Here is a 21,336-nt window from a genome sequence, read left to right as displayed (position 1 = left end):
CAAAGGCGAGTGTCGCAGATGGGGCACGGGGCGGTTTGGCAAGCTCAGCAAAAGTTTATGCAAATTGACTTTTCGGCCTATTTTCGGCACGCTTCGCGCAAAAGAGCAGTCAACGAAAGACATAACCAATGATCAGACGGGCTTTTCCGTTTGCAGTGCTTTTGGGCATTGCGGCTTGTGGTGGTCCGGCCGTTGTTGGCCCGGCAGGGCCGTCCGGCAACACCGAGACCGAAGGCACCGACACCAGCTCGCTTGAGGGCAGCAGCAGCGCCAGCTATGTGCAGCGTTACGAAGGCACCGAGGCTGAAGGATCGGCCCGCGGCATCAGCTATGACGCGCAGACCGACACGATCCGGGTGGACAACCTGCCTTTTGACGGGTCGAATACGCCCTATTCCCGCTCAAGCGCGCTGCCCAATATTGGCGGTGCGACCCTTTCGGCCTCTTCGGCCTTTCGGGTGTATGAGGCGCCCAAAGTCGTGCCCGACAACGTCACGAATGACAGCATCACGCAGATGGTCTATAGCGCGGTCTATGGCGAAAGCGTCAATCAGGTGAATGGCGCGCCGCGCACCTCTTTTGCGATCGTGCGCACCGGCAGCTACACCCAATACGGGTTCGGCGGCTTTGTGTTCGAGCGCAATGGCACCGTGACGATCCCGATGCCGACGGCCGACACCGCCGCCGGCTCGACACAGGGCGTGTTCACCGGCGATTATGCCGGGATGGTGGATTTCGATGGCGCGGCCGGGCTGGTCTATGTGTCGGGCGATGCGCGGGTGACCGTCGATTTCGAAGATTTCAATGACCAGACGAATATTGGCGATGGCGTGGATGCGCAAATTACGGGGCGGCGTTATTACAGCCTGACCGGGGCAGACATCACCGATAACTATCTGGCCACGCTGAACAACGATCTGGGTTATGCCAGCGGTTCGGGGCTGACCTCGGTGCCGGTGTTGCAGTTCCGCATTCAGGCCGGCGGCGTGATGAACGGCAATGGCGAAATGGAAGGCACGGCCTTTACAACCGCGCCCACGGCAACGGGCGAGACCACCACCTATCAGGATGGCAATTTCTATGCGGTGATGGCGGGCGATGCCAGCACGGCAGATAGCGAGATTGTCGGCATTGTGGTGGTCGAGGGGCCGTTGGGCACATCGGGCACCGCGCGCGAAACCGGCGGCTTCATTGTGTATCGCGGGGCCAATAACTGATGTGGGCCATGCGCTGCGGCGCGGGGCGGCGGCTTGGGCTGGTCCAGCAGCCGCTGCGCGCAGCGCTTTTGGTGCTGGGGCTGACCTCTGTTGCGGGGGGCGCGCTGGCAGACCCCGTCAGGCTGCCCCCCGACCAAGCGCAGATGGAGGCGATCCGGCAGCTTGAAGCTGGCCGTCCGGAAATTGCACAAGGCCTTGCCAAAGCCTTGTTGCAACGCGACCCGAACACGTTCTCGGCGCATTTGCTTTTGTCTTATGCCGCGCGTGATCTGGGTCAGTTTACCGATGCGCGGCTGGCGGCGCGGCGCGCACTGGCGCTGGCCGATGGGGACGCGCAGCGCCATGATGCGATGCTGGCGCTTGCGCAGGCACAGGCTTCGGCGGGCCGGCGCACCATCGCGCAATTGTGGCTGCGCCGCGCAATCGACGTGGCGCCCGACCCGGCGACGCGGGCCCGCGATTTGCGCGATTTCCGCTATGTGCGGGCGCGCAACCCTTGGACCTTTACCCTTGATGCAGGGCTTGCCTCCTCGTCCAATATCAACGGCGGCACGGAAACGGATACGATCTGGCTTTACGGCCTGCCCTTCACGCTTTCGGGCGATGCGCAGGCGCTGTCGGGGCAGCAAACGCATGGCTCGCTTTCGGTGCAACGCACGGTGTCCGAAACCGACCACCACCGGGTGCGGCTCGGCTTCAACCTCGCCGGGCAAGATTACCGTCTTTCCGATGCAGCCAAGCAACTTGCGCCGACCGCCAAAGGGTCGGATTACGCTTTCTGGGCAGTGGAAACCTATGTCATCGGGCAAATGCGGGCAGGGCGTGGCCGGGATGAATGGGATATGCGCCTGCTTGCCGGGCATAATGATTATAGCGGCCAACCGCTTTCCAACTACGCCAGTCTGGCCCTTGGGCGCTCTATCGGGATCGACCGACGCACCCGGATGCATCTTGGTGCTTCGGTCGAGCGGCAATGGCGGCAAGACACTGCGCGCAAATCCGCGGTGCTGCGCTTTGCCGACCTAGAATTGCAACGCGGGATTGGCCGGATCGGCAGCGCAAGCCTTGGTCTGCGGCTTGGCGAGGTGGACTCGGCCTCTGCCGATGTCGCGCATATCCGCAAAGGGATCAGCCTCGGGCTTGATCTGGCTCGCCCCGTCTTCGGCGCCGAGGTCTCGCTGAACGCAAGCTATGAGCGGCGCGATTACGGGCTGCTGGCGCTAAGCACCGATGAGCGCACCGATCACCGCATCACCTTGGGCGCCGACGCTTTGCTGCGCGACCATGCGGTGATGGGCTTTGCCCCGGAAATCGGGCTTGGCTATACGCAAAACCGCTCCAACTGGGCCCTAAGCGATAGCCATGGGCTGAACCTGTCGATGCGGATCAAATCGGCTTTCTGACTTGCCTCGGCCCGCCCAAAGGCTACCATCGGCGCACCAGACACAAGGAAACCCCATGCAGATCAAATACCTGCACACAATGCTCCGGGTCGCTGACCTAGATCGCACCATCGCCTTTTTCGACTTGCTCGGCTTGAAAGAAACGCGCCGCATTGAAAGCGAAGAGGGCCGCTTCACCTTGGTCTTCCTTGCCCCGCCGGGACAAGAAGATTGCCCGGTGGAACTGACCTACAACTGGGATGGCGACGCGGGCCTGCCCTCTGACAGCCGCCATTTCGGCCACCTCGCCTATGAGGTCGAAGACATCTACGCGATGTGCGCGCATCTGCAAGCCAATGGCGTCACGATCAACCGCCCGCCGCGCGATGGTCGCATGGCCTTTGTGCGCAGCCCCGACAATGCCTCGATCGAGCTGTTGCAAATGGGCGAGGCGCTCGCCCCCGCCGATCCGTGGCTGTCCATGCCCAATACCGGGCATTGGTAAGGCTTACCGCCGAAACTTGTCGGCCAGCTTTTCCAGCGCCGAGCGGGTGTCTTCCGGCTCGGCGCTTTCTTTTGGCCCCGTCTTTGGGGCAGGCTTCGGTTCGGGCTTGGCCTTTGGCCCTGCGGGTTTGCCCCCCTCGGGCTTGGTGCCGGTAGAGGCACGCGGCGGCGCGGTGCGCAGCGCCACGGCATTGAGGAACTTGCCCCCCTCCCCCGCCGCCAAAGCTGGCGCGCCATCGGAAATCCCGCGCAAAAGGTCATCGAGCCACGCGGCCTCGGCCTTCGCGAAATCGGCCAGCACATAATTCGCGACACGGTTTTTATCGCCCGGATGGCCAATACCCAGCCGCACGCGGGCATAATCCGGCCCCATATGCTGATGGATCGAGCGCAAACCATTATGCCCCGCATGCCCGCCACCCTGCTTCAGGCGGCACTTGCCGGGCGCAAGATCCAGCTCGTCATGAAAAACGGTGATCTCTTCGAGCGGGATCTTGTAAAAATCCGCCGCCGCCCGCACCGATTGGCCGGACAGGTTCATGAACGTCTCAGGCTTAAGCAAAAGCACCCGTGTGGACCCAAAGCGCCCCTCGCTCACCTGCCCCTGATAGCCCTTGCGCCATGGCGCAAAGCCATGATCGGCGGCGATCCGATCCACCGCCATGAAGCCGATATTGTGCCGGTTGGCGGCATATTTCGCGCCGGGATTGCCCAGCCCCACCCAAAGCTGCATCGCGCCTCTCCTTTGGGGGTGGTTCTAACGGGCCGGGCCGCGGGGGGCTAGCCCCCTCTTCGGCTGCGCCCCGCCACCCCGCCGCGCCCCCTTGCCGGGCTATGTGCCCCGTCAAGGGATCAAACCGGTCGGCGCGCAAAACGCCGCCGCCAGTCCGATGGGGCCAAGCCATAGCGCGCATGAAACGGGCGACGCAGCGCCGCGGCCGAGGCAAATCCCGATGCATGAGCGATGGCTTCCAGATCAGCCCGGCTCGTTTCCAAAAGCTCTGCCGCGCGCGCCAGCCGCGCCTCTGTCAGATAGCGTGCGGGTGTGGTTCCCGTTGCTTCCTGAAAGCGGCGCAAAAAGGTGCGCTCCGACAGCCCCGCCCGTGCCGCCAATTGTGCGGCGGTGGGCGTTTCGTGCAGATTGGCGCGCAGGCTGGCAAGGAGCGGCGACAGCCTATGCGCCTCGCGCGCGCGCGGCACCGGGCGCAACAGGAACTGCGCCTGCCCGCCATCGCGGCTGGCTGGCATTACCAGACGCCGCGCCACCAGATTGGCCGCCTCGGCCCCGAAATCGCGCCGGATGATATGCAGCCCCAAATCCATGCCCGCCGCCGAGCCTGCCGAGGTGAGAATATCCCCTTCATCGATGAACAGCACATCCGGGTCGGCCTGCACCTTGGGAAACCGCTCGGCCAGCGCCGCCCCATAGCGCCAATGGGTCGTGGCGCGGCGACCATCCAAAAGCCCCGTCGCAGCTAAAACAAAAGCGCCCGAGCAGATCGAAGCGAGCCGCGCGCCTTTTGCATGGGCCGCGCGCAAAGCAGCGATTAGGGGATCGGGCACCGGCACATCAAGCCCTTTCCAGCCGGGCACCACGATCAGCCCCGCCCCCTCCAGCACCTCAAGCCCGCCATCGCAGGTGAAGCGCAGCCCGCCATGCGCGCGCAATGGGCCGGGCTCAATCGCCGCCGTGGCAAAGGCATACCAATTTGGCCCCATCTCGGGCCGGTCCAGCCCGAAAATCTCGGCGACGATGCCAAATTCAAAGGTGCACAGCCCATCATAAGCCAGCGCCACCACCCGGTTATTGGCTAGGGGCGGCAGATCCAAGTTTGGCAGAATTTGCGCGCTGATTGTCATCCTGCCAGCTTACGCGGCGGCCAAGCCACTGGCAATCTGATTTCATCAACACTTAGGAGAGCCTGATGAACCCCGTTCTTGCCCGCCCCGCCCCCTCGCCAGAAAGCCTGCTGGCCCCGCTTGCGGCCCAATGCGCGCTGCATACCGATTGCTCTGACGTGCAGGCCGCGTTCAACACGGGGGGCGATCCGGGGTTCGTGCTGTTGCATACGATGGGCACGCCCGAAACCTTTGCCCGCCGCCATGTGCCGAATGCGATTTTCCTGCCGCACCGGCAAATCACCGCAGAGCGGATGGCCGACTGGCCCGCAGAAACGCTGTTTGTCGTCTATTGCGCGGGGCCGCATTGCAATGCGGCAGAACAGGCCGCGCTGGCGCTCGCCCGCCTTGGTCGCCCGGTCAAGATCATGCTGGGCGGGGTGATGGGCTGGGAATACGAAGGTTACCCATTCGCCCCCGGCGCCTGACCGCAACGAAAAACGCCGGACCAAAGGCCCGGCGTTTGCAGCATTCCCGAAAGGGAAATCACTCTTCGGCGTCGGCTTCTTCGTTGTCCGAGGACACAAGACCCGACGGCGCCGTGATGTTGGCCACAACGAAGTTGCGCTCGATCGTCGGCTTGCAGCCTTCCGGCAGCGGAATGTCATTGATGTGGATGACATCACCGATCACGCGGCCAGTCAGATCGACGGTGATGTGATCCGGAATATCGCCGGCCATCACTTCAAGCTCCACCTCGGGGCGCACGATCGTCAGGGTGCCGCCGCGCTTAAGGCCCGGGCAAGCTTCCTGGTTTTCGAAGTTCACGTGAATGAACAGGTTGATGCGCGAGGCACGGTGGGTGCGCATGAAGTCGATGTGGGTCGGCAGGTCCTTCACCACGTCGCGTTGCACGCTACGGCAGATCACGCGCACATCTTCCTGCCCTTCGATGTGCAGGTTGAACAGCGTCGACAGGAAGCGGCCCTTGCGCAGACGGGCGAGCAGCTTGTTGTAGTCGAGGTTGATCGCGAGCGGTTCCTTGCCATCGCCATAAACGATGCCGGGCACCTTGCCCTCACGACGTGCTGCGCGAGCGGCCCCCTTGCCCGTCCCCGTGCGCACCTCGGCGTTCAGAGTTTCGATCTCTTTGGCCATTTGGTATCTCCAATATGAAAAGGGCCCCCTCCAAGGGTGTGGGCCCATGAGGCGCTGCGCATACAGCGCACGGCCCTTTTTGGCAAGCGAGAATCGGGGGGCGATCGGGCGCGGCAGCACGCCGAGGCCAAGCTGCGCCGAAATCACCCATCAAAGGGGCATATCAAGCGACGCGGGGCTGCGCTAGTGTCGCGCCGCCGGGCGGCGTAAGCCACGGCATGGCAGATCGCGCCCCCCGGGCGCAGGAAGACAAGGAAGATATCGTGGCACCCGAGGCGCATCCCGAACTGGTCGAAACCCTGCTTGCACAGATCGATGCCAGCGCGCATCCCGCGCCGCTGTCGCGCGCCTTGGCCGAAGACAGTGCCGCGGGCCGGTTCAAAGCCCCCGATGTGGCGCTTGTCGGGCTGAAAGGGGCGCTGGCGGCAGCGGCCGAAACGCAAGCCTGCGATGACCCGGTGCTGGCCGAGGTGGCCGCGTTGAACGCCACTGGCGCACGCGCAGACGCCGCGGCCCGGCTTGACGCCGCGCTGAAAGACGGTGCGAACGACGCGCGGCAGGCCGCCGCTTTCCGCCAAGACCGCATCTGCAACGCCCCCGAGCGCGCCGCCGCGCGCCACTTGGCCGCGCTGAAAGCCGCCGCGCCCGCAGGTGGTGTGAACCGGGCCGCAGTCGAATTGCTTTATGAAAAGCTCGAAGCGGGCGAGGCGGCAAATGATCCGTGGGATATGCTTGTCGCGCTGGAACTGGCCAAGGCGCTGTTGAAACGGGCCAAGGGCCGCGATCTGGGCCAAGCGCAAACCAGCCTTGCCAATTGCCACCAAGTGATCGGCCAGTTCCGCCCGGGCCGCAAGCATCTGGACCTTGCCGCCGATTTGTTTGCCGCCGCCGCCAAAGCGGCCAGCCGCACCAAACAGCCCGAAAACTGGGCCTTTGCGCAGCATAACCTTGGCGGCATCCAAGAACTGATCGGCCTGCGCCACCAAGATGGCGCGATGCTGAAAAAGGCCGCGAAAGCCTATGGCAATGTGCTTGAGGTGTTCAACGCGCAGGGCAACCCGGTGGAATGGGCCAATACCACCAGCGCGCTGGCCAATGTGAAGGCCGCGCTTGGGCGGATGGCCCAAGACCCCGTTGCGATCCAAGACGCGGTCGAGATGTTCGATAATGTGTTTGACGCGCTTGAAGGCGATGACCTTGCCCAAGATCGCGCGCGCGCGCGCGCCAATCTTGCGATGGCCAACCGCCATCTGGGCGAGGTGACCGAGGATGAAGCCCTTCTTCACACCGTGCTGGAAGATTTTACCGAGGCGCTGGACGACATCACCGCCCCCGCGCCCCGCGCGCGGCTTTTGCAAGCCCGCGCGCTCACCCATTTGGCACTAAAGGATCCCGACGCCGCGGAGGCGGATTTTGAGGCCGCGCTGGCCTTAGGCAGCCGTGACTTTGCCGATTACCGTGCCGGCGCGAACCACATTGGCTTGGCCCGCGTGGCGCTGATGCAAGGGGATAAGGCCAAAGCCGAGGCCGCCCTGATCACGGCGAAGGCCGCCTTTGCAGCCGAACCCGCAAGTGCGGCACTGAAAGACTGCGAAGCTTTGAGCGCCGCGCTGGCCGGGTGATTAGGCGTTGAACAGGAAGTGCAGGACATCGCCGTCTTGCACTTCATAGGTTTTGCCTTCGACGCGGAACTTGCCCGCCTCTTTGGCCCCTGTCTCGCCGCGGTATTGGATGTAATCGTCATAGGCCACGGTTTCGGCGCGGATGAAACCGCGCTCGAAATCGCCGTGGATCACGCCTGCGGCGGCCGGGGCCAGCGTGCCCTTGCGGATTGTCCAGGCGCGGGCCTCTTTCGGGCCGACTGTAAAATAGGTTTGCAGACCCAACAGGTTGTGGCCCGCACGGATCAGCCGATCCAGCCCCGCCTCTTCAAGGCCAAGCTCCGACAGGAACATTTCGGCCTCTTCGGCATCCAACTGACTGATCTCTTCTTCGATCTTGGCGGAAATCACCACCGTCGCCGCACCGCTGGCGCGCGCCATTTCGGCCACTCGCTCGGATTGCGCATTGCCTTTGGCGGCGTTTTCTTCCTCGACATTGCAGACGTAAAGCACGGGCTTTGCCGTCAGCAGTTGCAGCATGTTCCACGCTTTGCGGTCATCTTCGGCCACTTCAACCGTGCGCGCGGGGCGCCCGGCTTCCAGCGCCTCTTTCGCGGCGGTCATCAGCCGCGCATCTTCCTTGGCCTGTTTGTCGCCCGCATTGATCTTGCGCCCCAAGTTCGCGAGCCGCTTTTCAAGGCTTTCGAGATCCGCGATCATCAATTCGGTTTCAATCGTATCGGCATCGGCCAGCGGATCAACGCGGCCTTCGACATGCGTCACATCGCCATCCTCGAAACAACGCAGCACATGGGCGATAGCGTCGGTTTCGCGGATATTGGCCAAGAACTGGTTGCCCAAGCCCTCGCCCTTGGAGGCGCCTTTCACAAGGCCCGCAATATCGACAAAGGTCATCCGCGTCGGGATGATCTGTCTCGAGCCGGCGATTTCGGCCAGTTTATCAAGGCGCGGATCGGGCACCGCGACCTCGCCCACATTGGGCTCGATCGTGCAAAAGGGGAAGTTCGCCGCCTGCGCCGCGGCGGTTTTCGTCAGCGCGTTGAACAGCGTCGACTTGCCCACGTTCGGCAAGCCCACAATCCCCATGCGAAAGCCCATGTCACTCTCCTGATCTGCTTGCGCGCCTCATACGCGGGGCGGGCGGGCAAAGCAAGCGCGGCCCTTTCGCCATTGATTTTCGCGCGGGCTTTCTGCAAACCGCCACAAGCACATTCAGGGGACCGCCATGACTCGTATCGACGCCAAATTCGCCGCGCTCAAGGCCGAGGGGAAGAAAGCCTTTGTCGCTTATATCATGGCGGGCGATCCGGATCTGGACACCTCGGCCGAGATTTTGCGCGGCATGCCTGCGGCGGGGGTTGATATTATCGAGCTGGGCCTGCCCTTCACCGACCCGATGGCCGATGGATCGACGATCCAATTGGCCGGGCAACGCGCACTTGATGGCGGGCAAACGCTGCAAAAAACGCTCGATATGGTGCGTGACTTCCGCAAAACCGATGCCACCACGCCGATTGTGATGATGGGCTATTACAACCCGATCTATAGCTGCGGCGTGGCGCGTTTCTTGGCCGATGCGAAGGAGGCCGGGATCGACGGGCTGATCGTGGTGGACCTGCCGCCCGAAGAAGATAGCGAATTGTGCCTGCCCGCCGCAGAAGCGGGGATCAACTTCATTCGCCTTGCCACGCCGACCACCGATGACAAACGCCTGCCCAAAGTGCTGCAAAACACTTCTGGCTTTGTCTATTACGTCTCGGTCACCGGGATCACTGGCTCGCAGGCGGCGCAAGTGAATGACGTGGCCCCCGAGGTGGCGCGGATCAAAGCGGCGACCGATCTGCCGCTGATCGTGGGCTTTGGGATTTCCACGCCCGAAGCGGCGCAAGCCATTGCCAGCGTGGCCGATGGCTGTGTCGTGGGCTCGGCCATCGTCAAGGAAATCGGCGCGGGCAAAAGCCCCGCGGAGGTGCTTGAGGTGGTGGCGGCGCTGGCCCACGGCGCGCATTCGGCCTAAGCGCGCGCATCCCCAAACCTTGTGATGCGGCCCTTTCGATGCAGGGCCATCGCCCTGTCTTTGGGGCATTTTTCGCGCAGGCCGGCGTCTTACGCCTTGGGATCTTGCCGCGAAATGCTGTTAACAAAGAACCGTATAGCGACACAGGTTTCAGACCCGCGGTCAATTCCCCCCCGGGGGAATTGCTGCGATTTGCGCCGCCCCGCAAACTGCCCCGGATCGCCCAAGAGCGGGCCCACCGAGACAGAGGAAAAGCGCAGATGTATGACCTGTTCGAGACCGTCGCCCTGACAGAAGAAGCCGAAACCCTGTTGGCGCTTCTGGAGATGTATGAAACCGCGCCGGAAACGCAAAACACCTATGACCCCGCCCTCGCCGCTGGCCCGGGCATCGTCTCTGGTGGTGCGGATGTGTTGGACACCGTTCAGGGGCGCGCCGGTTCCGTTTCAGGGGAAACACAAGTGGCCCTCGAAGAGACCGGGGTGGAAAACCCAGACAATGACCGTGCCTCCGAGTTTTTCAACGCTTTGATCCAACAAATCAAAGACATGGCAGATCTACTTGAGGCATTCTCGGCCAATGGGGCGAGCGAAGATCAACTTCAGTCCGTTGTGGACAACATCTCAGGCATGAAAGACAGCTTTTGGACCAACTCCGATGGCACAGGCGCAGCGGTAGGCGCGCCTATCGGCCACACCATGGGGGCGGTCATCGGCACCATCGGGGCGGTTATTGAAGATGCCCTGAGCGGTATCGCCACCAACCTCACAGAAGCCCTTGGCCACGATGAGAAAAGCAACGACAGCGCCCTCGACGAAGATTTTCTGAACGTTTTGCGCCAGACCCTGAAAGACGCGGCGCACTTGCTCACTCTTGCTCAAAGCGTTCAAGACAGCTTTGATGACACGCGCGACACCGTAGCCCGCGTCGGAGGCGCCGCAGAAGACGACGGCGACGCCAAACTTGAACCGGAACAGGTTGATCTTTCGGCGGTTTGGAAAGCTGACAGTTTCGACTTCACCTTCGCCCCCTGAGCCGCGCCCCCGCCCGCGCAGGCCCAAAGCCTGTGCGGGGTCACCGCCCCTGCGACAGTGGCGCGCCTGACCGGTTGCTTGCAAATCCCACTTTGATTGGTAATTTCACCTGACCAGTTTTAGGAGGGGCCCCGTGACCGTCATTACCTGCATCGACGATCTTAAGCAGTTGCATCGCAAGCGCACGCCGAAGATGTTTTATGACTATTGCGAAAGCGGCTCGTATACCGAGCAAACCTTCCGCGAAAACGTCTCTGATTTTTCGCAAATCCGGCTGCGCCAAAAGGTGGCCGTTGACATGGCGGGCCGGTCTACCGCGACCACGATGGCGGGGCAGGAAGTGGCGCTGCCGGTGGCCTTGGCGCCGGTTGGGCTTTTGGGGATGCAGCGCGCCGATGGCGAGATCAAGGCCGCGCGGGCAGCCGCCAAATTCGGGGTGCCTTTCACGCTATCGACGATGTCGATCTGTTCGATCGAGGATGTGGCCGCCCATTCGCCCGATCCGTTCTGGTTTCAGCTTTACGTGATGCGCGACGAAGATTTCGTCGATGCGATCATCGAACGGGCGAAGCGGGCGAAGTGTTCCGCGCTGGTGCTGACGCTCGATCTGCAAATTCTGGGCCAGCGGCATAAAGACCTGAAAAACGGCTTGTCTGCGCCGCCCAAGCTGACGCTGCCCAATCTGGTCAACATGGCGCTTAAAACGCGTTGGGGGCTGGAGATGCTGGGCACAAAGCGGCGGTTCTTTGGCAATATCGTTGGCCACGCGAAAGGCGTGAAAGACGCCTCGTCGCTGTTTAGCTGGACGGCGGAACAATTCGATCCCTGTCTGGATTGGTCGAAGATCGCCCGCATCCGCGACCAATGGGGCGGCAAGTTCATCCTGAAGGGCGTGCTGGATGCCGAAGATGCCCGCGTTGCCGCCGATTTTGGCGCCGATGCGATCATCGTTTCCAACCACGGCGGGCGGCAGTTGGATGGCGCGCTGTCGGCCATTCGGATGCTGCCCGAGATCGTGCAGGCGGTGGGCGACAAGACCGAGGTCTGGCTCGATAGCGGCATCCGCTCTGGCCAAGACATTCTCAAGGCGCTGGCGCTCGGTGCCAAGGGCACGATGGCGGGCCGGGCCTATGTCTATGGCTTGGGGGCGATGGGCGAAGCGGGCGTGACCCGCGCGCTTGAGGTGATGCAAAAAGAGCTGGATATCTCAATGGCGCTATGCGGCGAAAAGCGTGTGCAGGATCTGGGCCGCGATAACCTGCTACTCCCCAAAGGTTTTCTGAATAATTACAGCTAAGCCGGAAGGCGGCTTGGGGTCCGGGCGCAGCGCAACAGCGCCCACAACCCCGGCCCCACCGCCGCCATCACCAACGCCAGCGCGGCAAAGACTGCGCGCAACCCGGCCCAATCGGCCAAGCCGCCCATCACCACCGGGCCAATAAAGAAGCCCGCAAAACCGATCATCCACGCGCGCGACAACGCCAAGGCCCGCGCCGGGCGCGCCACGCGCTGGCCCAAAAGCGCATTGGCCGAGGGCACGATCACCGCCGCCCCCATCCCCAAAAGGCCAAGCCCCGTCACCGCTACGGCGACACTGGGCGCGGTCGCGGTGATTGCGGCCCCCAACACCCCGACGGCGGCGGAAATCGCAACCAACCGCGCCTCGCCCAACCGCGTGGCCAGCATCTGCCCGCCCAACCGGAAAAGCCCCATCACCAAGCCAAACATCGCCGGGCCCAGCGCGCCTGCGCCCACCGCACCGCCCAAGCTGCGTTCCAGATAAAGCGCGGACCATGTCTCGGTCGTGTTTTCGGTGACAAAGGCGGCAAACAGGATCAGCGCAGCCGGCACAACCACGCCCCAAGGCGTGCGCAGCGGCGCGGGCGCGGCATCGGCGGTGGCCCCCGCTGGTGCCGCCCCCAGACCCGGTGCCCGCAACCGCCACGCCATCCCTGCCAACGCAAACGCCAAAACCGGCTGCACCACCTCCGGTGGCACAGCTTGGCCACGTGCCGCCCCGGTCACGAGCGCCGCCCCGCCCATGGCAAAGGAAAACAGCGCATGGTTCCAGTTCATCAATGGCAGGCCGGTATCATGCTCGGCCTCGGAAACCCGTACATTGGTGGCGATATCAAGCGCGGACATCGCCGCCCCCATCGCCACAAGCGCCACGCCCAACCCCAAGGCCGACTGGATAATCAGCGGGGCCAGCGTCGCAATGGCCAAAGCGCCCGCCAGCACCGGCAGTGCGCGCGCCCCCAACCGCGCCGTGATCCGGGGCACCAAAGCCATGGCAACAACACCGCCAAGGGCCGCACATAAAAGCAACAGCCCAAAGGGGCCATCCGCCACCCCGGCGCGCAATTTGTAATCGGGAAGATAGGCCGCGAACGCCCCCCAAAAGGCGCCAAGCCCCGCCAGCGCCAGCCCGGTTTCGCGGCTGGCGCGGATCACCTGTCTTAAGCTCATAGCCCCGTCCCCTGATGCGCCCGGCTTGCGCGGGGCCTCGATCAGGGCAGATCTAGCACAGGCTTATTCCGCCGCCCATTCCCGCGGGCAGGTCGCGCGGCAGGCTTGCGCGATTTCCGGCACATCCTCGTCAAGCGTCGGCGGGGACACGACCCGATGGCATTGCGCGCAGCGTTTCATCTGTTCCAGATGCTTTTCGAAATGCGCCTGCGCGCCGCCATCGATCTCAATCTCGCGGCGGATCATGTCATAGGCTTCGTCAAAGGGCAGCGCGGCGACATTGGGCATATGCGCCAGCGTATCATGCGGGTCGAGATCGGCCCAATCGTCGAACATCGAACCGATATCGCACAAAAACACCGCGCCACGCGCACTTAGCACCAATTCGGGGGTTTCAAACCGCAACCGATACAGCATTGCCTTGGGCCCGGGATTGACCGCGCGCACCTCGGGCAACAGGCTCAGAACCTTGGCGGGCATCAGCAGCAGGGGCTTGTCCAGTTCGATCTGCGCCAATTCACTGTGCAGCACCAAACATTGTTCCGGCGCGATCAGGCGCTTTTCATCATTGCCAAACAGCCCGGCGGGCAATTCCAACGGCCAGAAGCGTTCCGGCAAAGGGTGTTGCAGCCGTTCGATCGGAAAGCGCTCGATCACCTCGATCGGGCGGGAGCCATTCGCGAAAGTGCGGATACGATCGCCCTCAATAAGGTTTGAAACTCGCCGCAAGCCGCGCGCGGTTTGCAACACCGTATCCCCGTAAAACCCTTGCGCAAGGTCCAGAAATTCATCCGACCCGCGCAGGTTCTGGCCGGTGGTCTCCATACGCTTGTCAAAGTGGAACACGTCGGCAAAAGTGTCACGAAAGACTGTCATGATGGGCTCCCTTCCCCCATCGCGACGATTGCCGAAAAACCTTAAAACCGGGTTGATATTTGACAAGATGTCGCAGCAGACACTTTAGGGCTGTTCGTAAAACCCGATCTCGCGCATCTCCACCTCGGCCTGATGATCGCGGCCAAAGGCCACCAACGCCACCGAGCGCACATCCCCCGGGCGCGGCACCGCGCGCAACATCTTGCCAGAGGCGCGAAATGCCGAAAACGGCACCCTGATCTCTTGCCAATCACGCGTCACGTCAAACCCGGCTTGGTAATATTGCCATGGCAGAACCGTGCCGCGGGTGCGCAGATGCACGAAATAGCGCTGATTATTGCCCCGCACGACCAGCCGCACACCTGCGGCACGCTCGGGCGGCGGGCGATCCAGATCGCGCCGCATCTGGATGAAGCCGCCGCGATTGGCAGTAGACACCGTCCCGGTCATGCGCGCATAGGGCGCCCCGTCCCCCTCGATAAAGACAAGCTCAGCGGTCGAGATGCCGCCCATCACCCCATCGGTGAAAAGCCGCCAGCGGGTTTCGGGATGCATGGTAAAAGCCTCGATCGTGTGCGGAAAACTTGCGGACGCGGTGGCGGTTTCGGCAGTTGCGGGCCCCGCAACCGCCAAGGCGATGACCAAGGCGGGGCCAAGAACAGATCGGACCGCGATGCGCATGCTACCTCCTGCCAGAACCGCTTTCCCCTAAGATGCGGCCCGGCGCTTCCATGTCCAGTGCGCTAGCGATCAAAGGTGATCTGGAGTGCAAATCCATAGGCCGCTTTCGTCAGCCCCTTGGGCGCGGGCGGAAACCGACCGGCCCGCTGCACCGCGCGCAAAGCAGCCGCATCCAGCGCCGAATGGCCGGCGCTGCGCGCCACAGATGCGGACAACAGCTGCCCGTCGCGGCGCACGCGAAGCTGCACCACCACCGTGCCCGCCGCGCGCCCCGCCGCCGCCGGATAGCTTTTGCGCCGCTCGACCTGGGCGCGCAGCCTCGCCCCCCATTGCCGCTGCAAGCTCTGTTCCTGCCCCGGCGACAGCGCAGCTTGCGCCGCCTGCCCGGCTTTGCCCGCGTGCCGCCCGCCGCCCGTCCCCTTGGCCCGGCTTTGCGCATGGCGCACCTGCGCGGGCGGCGCGGGCTTTTGGGCAGGTTTTGCGACGGGGCGCGCTGGCGCCTTTTGTGCGGGCTGCACCTTGGGCGGCACCGGCGCTTGCGCGGCGGGGGGCGGCACATCGGCCGCAATCTCTGGCGGTGTCTTGGGCAGGCGCATCTTCGGGGCGGGCAGCGCGATTTCAGGCATCAAATCGACCATTTGCGCGGCGGCAAGGCTTTGCATCTCTTTGCCTTGCGCCCCTGCGGCAACCAGGGCCGCCGGGGCCACGGGGGCGCGCCCCAACCCGGCCAAAACCGCCCCATGCACGGCAAGCGAAAGCCCCAGCCCCGCCGCCAGCGCCCGAAGCCCCCCCGGGGCTGCGCCACGCCCAAAGGCCAAGCTCATGGCGCCGCACTCAGCCCGACCAGACCGACCTTGTGCCAGCCCGCCGCGCGCATCCGATCCAGCAGCGCCATGATCTCGCCATAGGCGACCGCCTTATCCCCCGACACATAAAGACGCGCCGTGCGATCCCCGCCGGTGGCCTCTTTAAGCGCGGCGGGCAAATCCGCCGCCGCAATCGGCGTGTGGCCCAACAAAAGCGTACCATCGGCTTGCAGATTGACCACCACGGGTTTGGCCGGGCGCGGGACCGGCGGCGCGCCCACGGCGGGCAGATCGACCGCGACATCGGCGGTCGAGAGCGGCGCGGCCACCATGAAAACAATCAGCAAAACCAGCATCACATCGATGAACGGCGTAAGGTTGATCCCGGTTTCGGGCAGCAGATCCTCCTCCGCCTCCACGCCGACGCCCCTCATTCCGCCACCAGATGCAAAGCCGCCGGATGCGTGACAGCGCGCGCCCGGTCCAGATCGCGCGACAGGCTGCGCGCGATCAAGGCGCGCGCATCGGCCAGCGCCCCGCGATAGCTGCCCAAAGCCCGCGTCAAATGGTTGTAAAGCAGCACCGCCGGGATCGCCGCGACAAGGCCCAGCGCGGTGGCCATCAACGCTTCGGCAATGCCGGGGGCGACGACCGACAGATTGGACTGCCCACTTTGCGCAATCCCGATGAAAGCGCCCATGATCCCCCAAACCGTGCCGAAAAGCCCCACAAACGGCGCGATTGCGCCGACCGAACCCAGCACCGTCACCCCCGATTGCATCGCCCGCGCGGCCCCGGCCTCGATCCGGGCCAACTCCATCGCGGCACGCTCTTTCACCCCGGCAACCGGCAGGCCCGCCGAAAGGTGCATCTCGGCCTGTGCGGCGCTTTGCATACGGGCCAGAACGCCGCGCCGAGGCAGATCGACCGATAAGGAGCCCGTGACCGCAAGACGACGGTAGTCACGCGCAAGCGCCCCGCGCGCCAAGCTGATTTGCAAAAGCTTACCCGCCCAAAGCGCCCAAACCAGCACCGAGGCCAACGCCAGCCCCGCCATTACCGCCTGCACCAAAGGCCCTGCCGCCATGAACATCGAAAGCGGGGTCTGGGTCTGCGCCGTTTCGGCGGCGCGCAGCGCTTGCGCGGCCCCCGCAAGGCCGAACCGGTCCAACAGCGCGATCAGCAATGTCTCAACGGGGGACATGACAGCTCTCCTTTGCAGCCGATGAAGACAGGGCGTCGAGCGGCTGCACGATCAGCCCCCCTTCGGCCTGTGCGATATGGCAGTGAATGGCGAAAACATCGCGCAAAAGCGCCGGGGTCAGCACCTTTGCGGGCGCGCCATCGGCGACGATCCGACCTTCGTGCACCACAACAAGGCGTGCGCAATAACGCGCCGCCAGCCCCAGATCATGAAGCGAGGCCAGAACCGTGCGCCCCTCGGCGGCGCGCGCGGCACAATGGTTCATGCAGGTGATCTGATGCGCGGGGTCAAGCCCGGCAATCGGCTCATCGGCCAGCAAAATGGGCGTGTCTTGCGCCAGCGCCCGCGCCATCAGCACCCGCGCCTGTTCGCCCCCCGACAGCGCCGTGGCCGGACGCTGCGCCAGATGCGCGATATCCATGCGTTTCAACGCCGCGCGCACCTGCGGGGCATCGCGCCGCCCGTTCTGAGCCAAGGCCACCAGATCGATCACCGGCATCGGCCAAGCGATCTCGCGCGCCTGCGGCAGCCATGCGGAGGTGCGCGCCCGCGCGGCGGGCGCGAGGCGCGCCAAGGAAGAGAAGCCCTGCGCCGCCACCAACCCCAAAGCGGCCCGCAACAGCGTGGACTTGCCCGCCCCATTAGGGCCGATCAGCCCGACAAATTCGCCCGGATGCAAATGCAGGCAAGCACGGTCCAACACCCGCGCCGATCCGCGCATCACGGTCAGATTTTCCACCCGAAACTCGGTCATGGCCTGCCCCGCATCCGCCAAATCAGGTGGAAAAAGACCGGCGCGCCGACCAGCGCCATCAACACCCCCAGCTTCAAATCCTGCCCCGGCAAAATGCGCCGCACCGCAATATCGGCGGCCAGCACCAAAACCGCGCCGCCAAGAGCTGCGGCGGGCAAAAGCCGCCCCGGATGCGCGCCCACCCAAGGGCGCAGCACATGCGGCACGACAAGCCCGACAAACCCAACCGTGCCCGCCACCGCCGTCGCCGCGCCCACCGCAGCCGCCGTGCCAAGCACGATCGCAAGCCGCAATCGGGCAAGATTCACCCCCATCGAAGCGGCGGTGTCTTCCCCAAGGGTCAGTGCCTCCAGCCCGCGCCCGCTGCGCCCCAACAAGACCCAGCCCAGCGCCATCACCGGCGCGGCAATCGCCACCTGCGTAAAAGAAGTATCGGCCAGCGACCCCATCATCCAAAAAACGATGTCATGCGCGGCAAAGGGGTTGGGCGAAAGGTTGAGCACCAGCGCCGTCAGCGCCGAGGCCAGCGCCGAAAGCGCGATCCCTGCCAAAATCAGCCCCAAGGTGCCCCCGCCCGACCCGGCCAAAAACAAGATCGCGCCCACGCCCAGAAGGGCCCCCAAAAGCGCCGCGCCCGGCAAAGCCAGCGGCACCATCGCGGCCAGCCCGGTTTGCAAGGCCAACACCGCGCCCAAAGCGGCCGAAGCGGAAATGCCGATCACGCCCGGCTCGGCCAGCGGGTTGCGCAAAAGCCCCTGCATCGCCGCACCGGCAAGGCCGAGGCTGGCCCCCACCATCACCGCCAAAAGCGCGCGCGGCAGACGGATTTCGCGCATCACAATATCAAGCGGGCCTTCGCCGCCCAAGACCAGTGCCTTCAGGCTGGTTGCAACGCCCGGATCGGCCACCCCGGTCAGCAGCGAAATCACAAAGAGCGCGCCCATTGCCCCCGCCAACACCCCCAAAAGCCATGGCCGGGTCATGGTGTGCCCCCTTCGGTCGCGCGCAATGCCACCACGGCCTCTAGAACCGCCGGCAAGCCACAGACCCAAGCATTCGATTGCAACGCCGTTTGCCGCCCGGTCAGGCTGCGCAAAGCCGGATGGGCCAGCATATCTTCGGAATGGGCATGGCCTGCACGGCTTTGCCCCGCGATCACCAGATCGGGATCGGCCATAACCAAAGCCTCCAACGGTAAAAAACTGCCCGCCTTGCGCCCCAGCTTGACCGCCAAAGGCGCAAAGCCAGCAGTGGTGATGATCTCGGCCGCCAAACTTTGGCTGCCCGACATATACCCGCGCGCAGCCCATGTGGCCGCCACATCGCGCGGCCCCTTCGGCGCGCTGGCGCGCAGCGCCGCCAGCCGCTTGGAAAAATCGTCCACCATCGCGCGGGCCTGCGGTTCGCGCCCCAAAACCCGGCCCATCTGCAAAATATCCTCTTGCAGCGCGTTAAAGCTTTGCGCGGGTTCGAAAATCTCGACCCGAATGCCAAGCCCGCGCAGCATGTTCACGGTGGCTTGCGCGGTATACCGGCCTGCCAGCACCAGATCGGGCCAATCCAGATAGACCTCTTCGGCATGGCCATGGTTGGTGCGATAGGCCTGCGCCCTTTCGGCCAAGACCGAAACCGTTGGATCCCGCGCCAGCATCGTGACCGAGCGCAACTGCCCCGGCGCCGCGAGCAGCATCGCCAGTTGATCCGTGCATAGGTTGATCGATACCACCCGCGCGGGCGCGGGAGCGGGCTTGGCGCCCGTCTCGGCCCCCAGGGCACTGGCGGCACAAATCGCCGCCAGCGCCAAGGCCAGACTAGAACTGCGCACGGAACCCAACATAAACCGCCCGGTCCGATGTGCCATAACCGCTATAGGTTTGATATTCTTCATCAAACAGGTTTTCGATGTTCAGGTAAGCCTGTTTGCCCGCCCCCAAGTCATAGGTGACTGCGGCATTGGCCAGCGTGTAATTTGCCAAACGGCCGGGGCGATCCATCACCCGTTGCACAGACAATTGCGCATCGAGCGCCGGCGTGACCTTCAGCGTCGCGCTCAGCATCAGATCGTGGCGCGCGATTTCGGCCCAAACCCCCGACGCCCCGCCATCGGCATAATTGTCGGTATAGGTATAATTGCCCGAGAGCGTCAGCCGATCGCTTAGCGCGGCCTCGGCCTCCAGCTCCAGCCCGCTGCGCCGGGTCTCGCCCGTCACCTGCGCATAGCAGCCAAAAGCCTGCCCGCAGACCGTTGCGGCTCGGACAAAGTCAATCAGATCGTCGGCCTTCAAAAAGAACGCCGTCGCGCGCAAACTGGCGGTTTCGCCCCAGCGCTTTTCCACGCCCACCTCGGCGCTCAGGCTTTCTTCCGCTGTCAGCCCGGCATCGCCATAGAGGCCATAAAGCTGATAAAGCGTGGGCGCACGGAACCCATTGCCGACAGAGGCGCGCAGCAACACATCCTCGCGCAGGCGATACACCCCCGATAGCCGCGCCGAGGTGAAATGACCAAACATCTCATGGTCATCATGGCGCAAGGTGGCCGCAACATCGAGCCGGTCATTCGCCGCCCATGTCAGCTCGGCAAAAGCCCCGGCATCGGTCACGCTGCCATTGCCATCCACCGCCTCACGCGTGTGATCGGCCCCAAACACCAACCGCGCCGAAGCGCCCAGATCCATCGCACCGCTGTAAGACAGCTTCACCCGCGTGCCATCGAAATCCGAAGGCACCAACGATCCAAAGGTATAGCTTTGCCGGTCAGAGCGGTAATAGACGGCCTGTAGCTTGTGCGCGACGGCGCCACCCGAAATGTCGGCAAAGGCGCGCAGCCCGGTGGTGCGCCGGTCAGTGTAATCTTGCCCGATATTGGCCACGGTATCGCCCGACCAAACGTCGCTCTCGCCCCGGCTGTCTTCGAAAAAGCCGTTCAAGCCAAGTGTCACCGTTTCCGTCAGATCATATTGCGTGAAAAAGCCGATCCGGTTGGCGCGAAAGCCATCGGGCTCAAAATTCCCCGCGTTTTCATCAAGGGCGGAAAACCCGTTCGACGCCATATGCGACAGCGTCACCGACAGATCGCCCCGCGCGGTCTTGATCGCATGGGCATAGCTCAGTTTGCGCGTGGCATAGCTGCCATATTCCGCCACGAAACGTTGCGCGGTGCCAATCTCATGGGCGCGAAAGCTGGTCAAGTTGATCACGCCCCCCACGGCATTGGCGCCATAAAGCGCCGCTTGCGACCCGGTCAGCACCTCAACCCGGTCGAGCCCCGCGATGCCAAGCGTGCCGAAATCAAAATCCCCGTTGCCAGCGGCGGGATCGCCCATCGCGATCCCATCAAGCAGCACCGGCACATATTGCGCAGGCGCGCCGCGCAAGGTGATGCTAGAGGCGGTGCCGGGCGGGCCATAGCTTTTGAAGGTCAGCCCGGGCATCTGCGCCAATGCCGCGCCCAGCCGCGTGTAAGGTGCCTGTGCGAGATCTTCGGCGGTGGCCACATGCACCGTGCTGCCCGCGCGATCCGGGTCGGTTTGCTCCAGATTGGCGCGCACAAGGATTTCGTCCAACAGCATGAAGTCTTGCGCGCTGGCCAGACCCGGCCCGCACAGACAACTGGACACCAAAAGCAAACGCCGAAGCGTGGATTGAAAAGCCATAGGTTCTTTCCCCCGGACCCCCATCGGCCCGACATGACAAGCGCAGGCCCTAGGCCTGCAATGCGAATGCTGCGGGAAAGACACCCGCAGACGGCGACATGTCACCACTGCGGATCAAGC

Annotated in this window: 22 protein-coding genes; 8 read left to right on the top strand and 14 right to left on the bottom strand. The window is 64.0% G+C overall.

Going from position 1 to position 21,336, the window contains the following annotated elements:
* Nucleotides 1-128: 128 nt before the first annotated feature.
* Genes CKO11_RS03250 through CKO11_RS03240 form a run of 3 tightly spaced genes read left to right on the top strand, consistent with a single transcriptional unit; the run spans nt 129 to nt 3,104 of the window.
* Complete coding sequence (locus CKO11_RS03250; RefSeq protein ID WP_223632834.1) at nt 129-1,217, top strand: hypothetical protein; 1,089 nt, start codon at nt 129-131, stop codon at nt 1,215-1,217.
* Nucleotides 1,217-2,620, top strand: a complete 1,404-nt coding sequence (locus CKO11_RS03245; protein WP_223632831.1) for a surface lipoprotein assembly modifier — start codon at nt 1,217-1,219, stop codon at nt 2,618-2,620. Before CKO11_RS03250 ends, CKO11_RS03245 begins: the two co-directional genes overlap by 1 nt.
* A 55-nt stretch (nt 2,621-2,675) precedes the next feature.
* A complete protein-coding gene (locus tag CKO11_RS03240) occupies nt 2,676-3,104 on the top strand; it encodes a VOC family protein (RefSeq protein ID WP_223632828.1) in 429 nt (142 codons plus the stop codon).
* 3 nt (nt 3,105-3,107) lie between these two features.
* Here the strand turns inward: CKO11_RS03240 and pth are convergent, their stop codons facing one another.
* Both pth and ftrA read right to left on the bottom strand, forming a co-directional pair.
* Nucleotides 3,108-3,836, bottom strand: coding sequence for an aminoacyl-tRNA hydrolase (pth, locus tag CKO11_RS03235; RefSeq protein ID WP_223632825.1), 729 nt, complete (start codon nt 3,834-3,836; stop codon nt 3,108-3,110).
* Between the two features lie 119 nt (nt 3,837-3,955).
* On the bottom strand, nt 3,956-4,963 hold the full coding sequence (ftrA, locus tag CKO11_RS03230; protein ID WP_223632823.1) for a transcriptional regulator FtrA: 1,008 nt from the start codon (nt 4,961-4,963) through the stop codon (nt 3,956-3,958).
* Nucleotides 4,964-5,028: 65 nt separating this feature from the next.
* Between ftrA and CKO11_RS03225 the strand changes: the two genes are divergently transcribed.
* Complete coding sequence (locus CKO11_RS03225; RefSeq protein ID WP_223632821.1) at nt 5,029-5,430, top strand: rhodanese-like domain-containing protein; 402 nt, start codon at nt 5,029-5,031, stop codon at nt 5,428-5,430.
* Nucleotides 5,431-5,488: 58 nt separating this feature from the next.
* On the opposite strand, the gene CKO11_RS03220 is transcribed toward CKO11_RS03225, so the two are convergent.
* Nucleotides 5,489-6,100: a 50S ribosomal protein L25/general stress protein Ctc gene (locus CKO11_RS03220; RefSeq protein WP_223632819.1), complete on the bottom strand. Its 612-nt coding sequence runs from the start codon at nt 6,098-6,100 to the stop codon at nt 5,489-5,491.
* 218 nt (nt 6,101-6,318) lie between these two features.
* On the opposite strand from CKO11_RS03220, the gene CKO11_RS03215 reads away from it, so the two are divergent.
* Nucleotides 6,319-7,722, top strand: coding sequence for a hypothetical protein (locus tag CKO11_RS03215; protein WP_223632818.1), 1,404 nt, complete (start codon nt 6,319-6,321; stop codon nt 7,720-7,722).
* Here the strand turns inward: CKO11_RS03215 and ychF are convergent, their stop codons facing one another.
* Nucleotides 7,723-8,820, bottom strand: coding sequence for a redox-regulated ATPase YchF (gene ychF, locus CKO11_RS03210; RefSeq protein WP_223632815.1), 1,098 nt, complete (start codon nt 8,818-8,820; stop codon nt 7,723-7,725). It abuts the gene before it with no gap.
* A gap of 127 nt (nt 8,821-8,947) precedes the next feature.
* Here ychF and trpA point away from each other — a divergent pair, with 127 nt between their 5' ends.
* The 3 genes from trpA (at nt 8,948) to CKO11_RS03195 (ending at nt 12,070) form a co-directional block, all read left to right on the top strand.
* Complete coding sequence (gene trpA / locus CKO11_RS03205) at nt 8,948-9,739, top strand: tryptophan synthase subunit alpha (RefSeq protein ID WP_223632812.1); 792 nt, start codon at nt 8,948-8,950, stop codon at nt 9,737-9,739.
* Nucleotides 9,740-9,999: 260 nt separating this feature from the next.
* Nucleotides 10,000-10,773 (top strand): hypothetical protein, encoded by a 774-nt coding sequence (locus CKO11_RS03200; protein WP_223632809.1) that lies wholly within the window; start codon nt 10,000-10,002, stop codon nt 10,771-10,773.
* Between the two features lie 133 nt (nt 10,774-10,906).
* On the top strand, nt 10,907-12,070 hold the full coding sequence (locus CKO11_RS03195; RefSeq protein ID WP_223632806.1) for an L-lactate dehydrogenase: 1,164 nt from the start codon (nt 10,907-10,909) through the stop codon (nt 12,068-12,070).
* On the opposite strand, the gene CKO11_RS03190 is transcribed toward CKO11_RS03195, so the two are convergent.
* From CKO11_RS03190 to CKO11_RS03145, 10 genes are all read right to left on the bottom strand, one after another.
* Nucleotides 12,067-13,242, bottom strand: coding sequence for an MFS transporter (locus CKO11_RS03190; RefSeq protein WP_223632803.1), 1,176 nt, complete (start codon nt 13,240-13,242; stop codon nt 12,067-12,069). The two genes, CKO11_RS03195 and CKO11_RS03190, sit on opposite strands and share 4 nt — an antisense overlap.
* A 63-nt stretch (nt 13,243-13,305) precedes the next feature.
* Nucleotides 13,306-14,118 (bottom strand): Hint domain-containing protein, encoded by an 813-nt coding sequence (locus CKO11_RS03185; RefSeq protein ID WP_223632801.1) that lies wholly within the window; start codon nt 14,116-14,118, stop codon nt 13,306-13,308.
* Nucleotides 14,119-14,202: 84 nt separating this feature from the next.
* Nucleotides 14,203-14,799, bottom strand: coding sequence for a CIA30 family protein (locus CKO11_RS03180; RefSeq protein ID WP_223632799.1), 597 nt, complete (start codon nt 14,797-14,799; stop codon nt 14,203-14,205).
* Between the two features lie 62 nt (nt 14,800-14,861).
* Complete coding sequence (locus tag CKO11_RS03175; RefSeq protein WP_223632796.1) at nt 14,862-15,623, bottom strand: TonB family protein; 762 nt, start codon at nt 15,621-15,623, stop codon at nt 14,862-14,864.
* Nucleotides 15,620-16,039, bottom strand: coding sequence for a biopolymer transporter ExbD (locus CKO11_RS03170; protein WP_223632793.1), 420 nt, complete (start codon nt 16,037-16,039; stop codon nt 15,620-15,622). The genes CKO11_RS03175 and CKO11_RS03170 overlap by 4 nt, the downstream gene beginning before the upstream one ends.
* Nucleotides 16,036-16,809, bottom strand: coding sequence for a tonB-system energizer ExbB (exbB, locus tag CKO11_RS03165; RefSeq protein ID WP_317851791.1), 774 nt, complete (start codon nt 16,807-16,809; stop codon nt 16,036-16,038). Before exbB ends, CKO11_RS03170 begins: the two co-directional genes overlap by 4 nt.
* On the bottom strand, nt 16,796-17,563 hold the full coding sequence (locus CKO11_RS03160; RefSeq protein WP_223632789.1) for an ABC transporter ATP-binding protein: 768 nt from the start codon (nt 17,561-17,563) through the stop codon (nt 16,796-16,798). Before CKO11_RS03160 ends, exbB begins: the two co-directional genes overlap by 14 nt.
* Entirely contained in the window at nt 17,560-18,546 is a 987-nt protein-coding gene (locus tag CKO11_RS03155; protein ID WP_223632787.1) for a FecCD family ABC transporter permease, read from the bottom strand. The genes CKO11_RS03160 and CKO11_RS03155 overlap by 4 nt, the downstream gene beginning before the upstream one ends.
* Nucleotides 18,543-19,400, bottom strand: coding sequence for an ABC transporter substrate-binding protein (locus tag CKO11_RS03150; protein WP_223632784.1), 858 nt, complete (start codon nt 19,398-19,400; stop codon nt 18,543-18,545). Before CKO11_RS03150 ends, CKO11_RS03155 begins: the two co-directional genes overlap by 4 nt.
* Nucleotides 19,375-21,216 carry a TonB-dependent receptor plug domain-containing protein gene (locus CKO11_RS03145; RefSeq protein ID WP_223632781.1) on the bottom strand — a complete coding sequence of 614 codons (1,842 nt, stop codon included), beginning with the start codon at nt 21,214-21,216 and terminating at the stop codon, nt 19,375-19,377. The genes CKO11_RS03150 and CKO11_RS03145 overlap by 26 nt, the downstream gene beginning before the upstream one ends.
* Between the last annotated feature and the right edge of the window lie 120 nt (nt 21,217-21,336).

The organism is Rhodobacter sp. TJ_12 (genome assembly GCF_020023995.1).
GTDB lineage: Bacteria > Pseudomonadota > Alphaproteobacteria > Rhodobacterales > Rhodobacteraceae > Rhodobacter.
This window is presented reverse-complemented; position numbering and strand designations above follow the sequence as displayed.

Excerpts from the sequence above, each read along its gene's own strand:
- CKO11_RS03250 (WP_223632834.1), top strand. The coding sequence starts at position 129 with ATGATCAGACGGGCTTTTCCGTTTGCAGTGCTTTTGGGCATTGCGGCT.
- CKO11_RS03245 (WP_223632831.1), top strand. The coding sequence starts at position 1,217 with ATGTGGGCCATGCGCTGCGGCGCGGGGCGGCGGCTTGGGCTGGTCCAG.
- CKO11_RS03240 (WP_223632828.1), top strand. The coding sequence starts at position 2,676 with ATGCAGATCAAATACCTGCACACAATGCTCCGGGTCGCTGACCTAGAT.
- pth (WP_223632825.1), bottom strand. The coding sequence starts at position 3,836 with ATGCAGCTTTGGGTGGGGCTGGGCAATCCCGGCGCGAAATATGCCGCC.
- ftrA (WP_223632823.1), bottom strand. The coding sequence starts at position 4,963 with ATGACAATCAGCGCGCAAATTCTGCCAAACTTGGATCTGCCGCCCCTA.
- CKO11_RS03225 (WP_223632821.1), top strand. The coding sequence starts at position 5,029 with ATGAACCCCGTTCTTGCCCGCCCCGCCCCCTCGCCAGAAAGCCTGCTG.
- CKO11_RS03220 (WP_223632819.1), bottom strand. The coding sequence starts at position 6,100 with ATGGCCAAAGAGATCGAAACTCTGAACGCCGAGGTGCGCACGGGGACG.
- CKO11_RS03215 (WP_223632818.1), top strand. The coding sequence starts at position 6,319 with ATGGCAGATCGCGCCCCCCGGGCGCAGGAAGACAAGGAAGATATCGTG.
- ychF (WP_223632815.1), bottom strand. The coding sequence starts at position 8,820 with ATGGGCTTTCGCATGGGGATTGTGGGCTTGCCGAACGTGGGCAAGTCG.
- trpA (WP_223632812.1), top strand. The coding sequence starts at position 8,948 with ATGACTCGTATCGACGCCAAATTCGCCGCGCTCAAGGCCGAGGGGAAG.
- CKO11_RS03200 (WP_223632809.1), top strand. The coding sequence starts at position 10,000 with ATGTATGACCTGTTCGAGACCGTCGCCCTGACAGAAGAAGCCGAAACC.
- CKO11_RS03190 (WP_223632803.1), bottom strand. The coding sequence starts at position 13,242 with ATGAGCTTAAGACAGGTGATCCGCGCCAGCCGCGAAACCGGGCTGGCG.
- CKO11_RS03185 (WP_223632801.1), bottom strand. The coding sequence starts at position 14,118 with ATGACAGTCTTTCGTGACACTTTTGCCGACGTGTTCCACTTTGACAAG.
- CKO11_RS03180 (WP_223632799.1), bottom strand. The coding sequence starts at position 14,799 with ATGCGCATCGCGGTCCGATCTGTTCTTGGCCCCGCCTTGGTCATCGCC.
- CKO11_RS03175 (WP_223632796.1), bottom strand. The coding sequence starts at position 15,623 with ATGAGCTTGGCCTTTGGGCGTGGCGCAGCCCCGGGGGGGCTTCGGGCG.
- CKO11_RS03170 (WP_223632793.1), bottom strand. The coding sequence starts at position 16,039 with ATGAGGGGCGTCGGCGTGGAGGCGGAGGAGGATCTGCTGCCCGAAACC.
- exbB (WP_317851791.1), bottom strand. The coding sequence starts at position 16,809 with ATGTCCCCCGTTGAGACATTGCTGATCGCGCTGTTGGACCGGTTCGGC.
- CKO11_RS03160 (WP_223632789.1), bottom strand. The coding sequence starts at position 17,563 with ATGACCGAGTTTCGGGTGGAAAATCTGACCGTGATGCGCGGATCGGCG.
- CKO11_RS03155 (WP_223632787.1), bottom strand. The coding sequence starts at position 18,546 with ATGACCCGGCCATGGCTTTTGGGGGTGTTGGCGGGGGCAATGGGCGCG.
- CKO11_RS03150 (WP_223632784.1), bottom strand. The coding sequence starts at position 19,400 with ATGTTGGGTTCCGTGCGCAGTTCTAGTCTGGCCTTGGCGCTGGCGGCG.
- CKO11_RS03145 (WP_223632781.1), bottom strand. The coding sequence starts at position 21,216 with ATGGCTTTTCAATCCACGCTTCGGCGTTTGCTTTTGGTGTCCAGTTGT.